The sequence below is a fragment of the Actinomycetota bacterium genome (genome assembly GCA_036280995.1).
Classification (GTDB): domain Bacteria; phylum Actinomycetota; class CALGFH01; order CALGFH01; family CALGFH01; genus CALGFH01.
The window spans coordinates 1-5,436 of the sequence record DASUPQ010000047.1 but is presented as its reverse complement, the minus strand read 5'-3'; the positions used below and the strand labels follow the sequence as shown (position 1 = coordinate 5,436).

At 75.8% G+C, this 5,436-nt stretch carries 4 protein-coding genes; all 4 read left to right on the top strand.

All coding sequences use genetic code 11. The features are described 5' to 3' along the window. The coding region (locus VF468_01190) for a hypothetical protein (protein ID HEX5876937.1) at window positions 1–218 on the top strand (218 nt) is incomplete at its 5' end. 71 nt (window positions 219–289) lie between these two features. Beyond that, window positions 290–2,122 carry a BTAD domain-containing putative transcriptional regulator gene (locus tag VF468_01185; GenBank protein HEX5876936.1) on the top strand — a complete coding sequence of 611 codons (1,833 nt, stop codon included), beginning with the start codon at window positions 290–292 and terminating at the stop codon, window positions 2,120–2,122. A gap of 155 nt (window positions 2,123–2,277) precedes the next feature. Further along, complete coding sequence (locus tag VF468_01180) at window positions 2,278–3,051, top strand: hypothetical protein (protein HEX5876935.1); 774 nt, start codon at window positions 2,278–2,280, stop codon at window positions 3,049–3,051. Between the two features lie 64 nt (window positions 3,052–3,115). After that, window positions 3,116–5,436, top strand: a 2,321-nt coding sequence (locus tag VF468_01175) for a M36 family metallopeptidase (GenBank protein ID HEX5876934.1), incomplete at its 3' end; no start/stop codon positions are given.

Here is a 5,436-nt window from a genome sequence, read left to right as displayed (position 1 = left end):
GCGCGGCCGCGGTCATGGCCGGCGGCGCCGGACTGGTCCAGGCGGGGGTGCTGCCCGGCCGCTACCGGGTCGGGCGGCTGCTGGGGGCCTGCGACGTCGGCGACCTCCCGCCCACCGACGTCGCCCCCGGCCCGCTGCGCTTCGCCAGCTTCCCCTCCGAGCAGCGGGGGCGGCCGGTCGGTTACGGCGCGGTGACCGACGGCACGGCGGTCCGGTGACGGACGTCACCGGGTCCGCGGCCGCCGGTACGCAAGAATGACCAGACCGAGGTGCGACGGCTGGGGGGAAGATGCCGTTTATCGCCAAGTCAGCTGCTCCGGTCGCGTCCGCTCCGGCGGCGCGGCACTGGACCTTCGACCGGGCCGCCCTCGGCGGGCTGACCGCCTTCGTGGCCCCACCCGGGTACCTGATGAGCGAGGGGCTGTTCGAGGCCCTGCAGCGGCAGGGACGGCCGGTGATCTGGGTCCGGCTCGGTCCCGAGGACCGCGACCCCGCCACCTTCCTGCGCTCCCTGGTCGCCGCCGTCCAGCGGCACCATCCCGGGTTCGCCCACCCGGCCGGGTTCGAGGAGCTGGCCGCGGCCCTGCCCGCGGCCGTGCCCGCCCCGGCGTCGCTGGTGGTCGAGCACGCCCACCACCTGGGCCAGACGGCGGACCTGCTCGGCGTGCTGCTGGCGCCGCTGCTGGACGAGGACCGGGCCTGCGTCGTCACCAGCGACGCGCCCCTGCCCGCCGGGGCCCTGCCGGCCCGCGGGGCCACCGTCACCGCCGACGACCTGCGCCTGGGCCCGGGCGCGGCCGGGGAGCTGCTGGGCCGGGAGGCGCCCCGGCTGCCGGTGGCCGCGGCCCGGCGGGCGGCCACCCTCTGCCGGGGCGCGGCCGCCAACCTGGTCGCCGTCTGCGGGGCCGCGGCCACCCTCGGCCCGGGCCGGGTCGAGCGGGCCGTCGACCGGGCGGGCGGGACCGAGGAGCTGCTCGCCCACCTGGCCAGCGGCTGGCTGGAGGGGGCGGGTGCCGACGGCCACCGGGCCCTCGCCCTCGCCCTGGAGGTCGGCTACAGCCACCCGGCGCTGTCGGCGGCCGTGCTGGGGGCGGCCGCCACGGCGCCCGCCGGTCCCTGGCTGCAGCCGCTCGCCGACGGCTGGTCCACCGTCCGGACCGGCTGGCGCGGGCCGCTCCGGGCCGCCCTGGACCCGGCCCGGCCCCTGGGGGCCGAGACGGTCCACCGGGCGGCCGACTACCTGCTCGACCGGGGCGCCGCCGAGCGGGCCGTGTCCCTCTATGAGGAGCTGGAGGACCGGGCCTGCGCCGCCGGGGCCGCGGCCGAGCCGGCGCCGCCGGCCGCCCGCGACCGCCCCCGGGGCCCGCTGCTCACCGTCCACCTGCTCGGCCAGCTCAAGGTCCGCCTCGACGACGTGCCGGTCGGCGACTGGCCCAGCGGCCGCGGCCGTTCGCTGTTCAAGTACCTGGTCACCCACCGCGACCCCTGGCCGCGGCGGGAGGTGCTGATGGACACCTTCTGGCCCGACGCCCCGCCGGCCGCGGCCCGCAACAGCCTGAACGTGGCCGTCCACGGGCTCCGCCGGGCCTTCCGGGCCTGCGCCACCGGGCCGGTGGTGGTCCTGGAGGGCGGCGCCTACCGGCTCAACCAGGAGATCCGGCTGTGGCTCGACGTCGACGAGTTCGAGCTCCACGCCGCCGCCGGCCGGCGGCTGGAGGCGGCCGGGGAGCTGGCCGGGGCCGTCGCCGCCTACGAACGGGCCGTCGCCCTCTACCAGGGCGACTTCCTGGCCGACGACCCGTATGAGGACTGGCCGGTGCTGCCCCGCGAGCAGCTGCTCCTGACCTACCTGGACGTGCTCGACCGGCTCAGCGGCTGCTACTTCGGCCAGCACCAGTACGGCGCCTGCGTGGCCCTGTGCCGGCAGCTGGTGGCCAGGGACCCCTGCCGCGAGGACGCCCACCGGCGGCTGATGCGCTGCTACAGCCGCCAGGGCCAGCCCCACCTGGCCCTGCGCCAGTACCAGGCCTGCGTCGACGCCCTCCACCAGGAGCTGCTGGTCGACCCCGAGCCGGCCACCGCCGACCTGGCCCGCCAGCTCCGCGGCCACCAGGGCATCTAGCGCGCCAGCCACTTAATTCGGGAGGGGTCCGGATTAAGCGCCAGGACGACGCCGCTTAAGCGCCCCCAGGCAGGCTGGCGTCGCCGGTCGCAAGGCAAGGCCGGCAAGGCGGCTCGGGGGGAGCCGCCCGGATCCCACGAAAGGGGATTGCCAGCATGGCCACTACCGAGAAGGAGCTGACGCTCAAGGCCACCGCGGCCGAGGCGCCCAGGCTCGACGCCCAGGCGGCGGAGGCGCCGTCGCGGGCGACCTCCGTCACCGCCCACAGGCTGGGCGCGGAGCCGCAGGTCGAGGTCCCGGCGGGAGCCGAGGAGTGGCGGCAGTCCGCCGACCGCAAGCTACTGGCCAAGGTCGAGAGGTACGCGTCCGAGATGGACGCCCGGCACCGCGAGGGCGAGGACGCCCAGCGGCTGGGCGAGCCGACCGTCGGCACCTACGTGGCGCTCGACGTGCTCGCCTACTCGCCCATCCAGCAGATCACCTTCCCGCCCTACGAGCCGTCGCGGATCATCGCCGCCGGCGAGCAGGCCATCATCTGGGCCCTGGTGTTCATCAACCCGACCGTCGACGTCGGCCAGGGCTTCGCCATCCCGGCGACCGTGCAGCTCGGCGGCCGCGACATGCGGGTCCGCCTGGAGCAGGTCAACCTCTCCGACGTGACCGACGGCCCCGACCTGACCTTCGCGTTCACCCTGCCGTCGCCGGCGCCCACCTTCATCTGGCTGCCGTTCGTGCTCACGCCCGGCGACCCCGGCAACAACCCGGACCTGCTCGAGGCCAACGTGACCGTCGACATCGTCGACCCGGTGCAGCCGTACGCGGCCTTCGCCACCCACCACGTCAGCGTCGACGCCGACCCGCTGTTCCTGGTCCCGGGCAACCAGCTGCTCAACAACATCCCGATGCGCTACCTCGTCTACCGCCGCTGACCCGCCGACCCGCCCCGCCCCGGCGCCGCCCACCGCGCCGGGGCGGGCTCGATGAAGGAGTCCCATGAGTCGGGAAGTCGATCTCCGCCGGCGCCGGCCCGGCCTGGTCACGCCGGAACGCGAGACCCACCTGCGCGAGCTCGCCGCCGAGGTCTCCGAGGAGCGGCTGGAGGGGGCGCACCGCCTCGAGGTCGCCACCGTCGACTACACCACCGGCAACCCGGCCGCGGTCCGGTCCGAGGCCGCCCCGGCCGAGGAGGGCAACTACATCCAGCGGGCCCTCGACCACCTCCAGGCCGCCGGACCGGCCCTCGGCCTCGAGGCGACCCAGCCGACCGAGTACGTCGTCGACCCGAGCACCCAGCGCACCAGCGCCAACGCCGTCACCGTCCACGCCCAGCAGCGCTACAAGGGCATCCCCATCTTCCAGGCCGCCCAGGCGGTCCTGTTCGACCCCGACGGCCGCCTCGCCCAGACGGTCGGCACCACCGTCACCGTGCCCCAGGAGCTGGAGGTCGCGCCCCGGCTGTCGGTCGAGGAGGCGGTGCTGGCCGCGGCCGAGCAGGTCGCCGTGCCCCAGCCGGACGAACGCGGGCAGACCGACGAGTTCGGCGAGCCGATGGAGATCCCCGGGGTGCGCCTGGACGGCTTCCTCATCCGGGTGACGGCCACCTTCCCCGACCGTCCGGAGCGCCCGACCGTGCTCGCCCCGGGGCCGTTCGCCGAGGACATCCGGGCCAGCCTGACCTGGTTCCCGATGGACACCGATGACCTGCGCCTGGGCTGGCTGGTCCTGCTGACCATGCCCGGCCACACCGCCCAGTACCGGGTGGTGGTCGACGCCGGCAGCGGCGAGGTCCTCTACTGCCGCCAGCTGGTGCAGACGGTCGCGGCCCGGGGCAGCGTGTTCCCCGTCGACGGGGACGGCCAGCGCCGGACCAGCGAGTTCCCGCGGCCCCTGGCCGACTACGGCCTGCCCGTCCCGGCGGGGCTGCCGGACGGCTTCCCCGACACCTGGGTCCATGCCGACCGGACCGTCGGCAACAGCGTCAACGCCCACCTGGGCGACGACGGGCCGGCCATCCAGGGCGCCCTCCAGGACGGCGTGGTCGTGTTCGACCCGGCCGACCCCAACGGCAGCGAGCAGCTCGCGGTCAACCTCTTCTACCTGAACTGCTCGATGCACGACTTCTTCTACCTGCTCGGGTTCCAGGAGCGCGACGGCAGCTTCCAGGGGGACAACTTCGGCCGCGGCGGGCTGGGCGCCGACCCGGTCGACGCCCGCACCCACCCCGGGCCGGTGTTCGGCACGGCCAACATGTTCACCCCGGTGGACGGGAGCAGCCCCGTCATGAACATGGGCCTGGTGTCGAGCACCGGCAACCACACCGCGCTCGACTCGAGCGTCGTCTACCACGAGTTCATGCACGGCGTGACCAACCGGCTGGTCGGCGGCCCCATGAACGTCGACGCCCTCGACGAGCCCCAGAGCGCCGGCATGGGGGAGGGCTGGGGCGACTACGTGGCCTGCGTCATCAACCAGACCGAGGTGGTCGGGTCCTGGGTGACCGGCAAGGCCGGCGGCATCCGCGGGTTCCGCTACGACGCCCAGTTCCCCGACACCTTCGCCGACCTGGGCGGCGGCCGCTACACCAGGGTCCACGCCATCGGCGAGATCTGGTGCGCCACCCTCATGGAGATGACCCGCCGGGTCGGGCAGCCGCTGGCCGTCCAGCTGGTGGTCGACGCCCTCAAGCTGGCCCGGGCCAACCCCAGCTTCCTCGACATGCGCGACGCCATCCTGGCCGCGCTGGACGGCAAGCTGGCCGCCGGCCAGCTCACCGCGGCGGCCCACCACACCGCCCTTGGCGGCATCTGGGGGGCGTTCGCCCGCTACGGGATGGGCCCGGCGGCCGACTGCGTCGGCGCCACCCTGGTCGGCATCGAGCCCGACTTCGACGAGCCCGACCTGCCGGTCGCGCCCGACCCCGACCCGGCGCCCACCGACCCCGACCCGGCGCCGCCCGGCCCCGGGCCCGACCCGGCGCCGCCGGCACCGCCGCCGCTGCCGGCCGAGGCCCGCGACGTCACCGTCATGGTCGAGCTGGCCATGGACGCCGAGGGCCAGGTGCGCCGGTCCGCGGTGGTGCACGTGGGGGAGGGCAACGGCGGGGGCCGGGACGTGGCCGACGGCGACGGCCGCCTGGTCCGCTACTTCGTCGAGCACGTCACCCTCCGCGACCCCGCCGGGACGGCGCCGCCCCCCGACGCCCGGCTGGAGGTGGACGAGCTCGCCTTCCAGGAGCTCCAGGGCGGCGGGCCGGACGGGACCGCCGCCCAGGTCAGGGCCGAGGTCACCTTCCGGGTCGCCGGCCCGGACGCCGC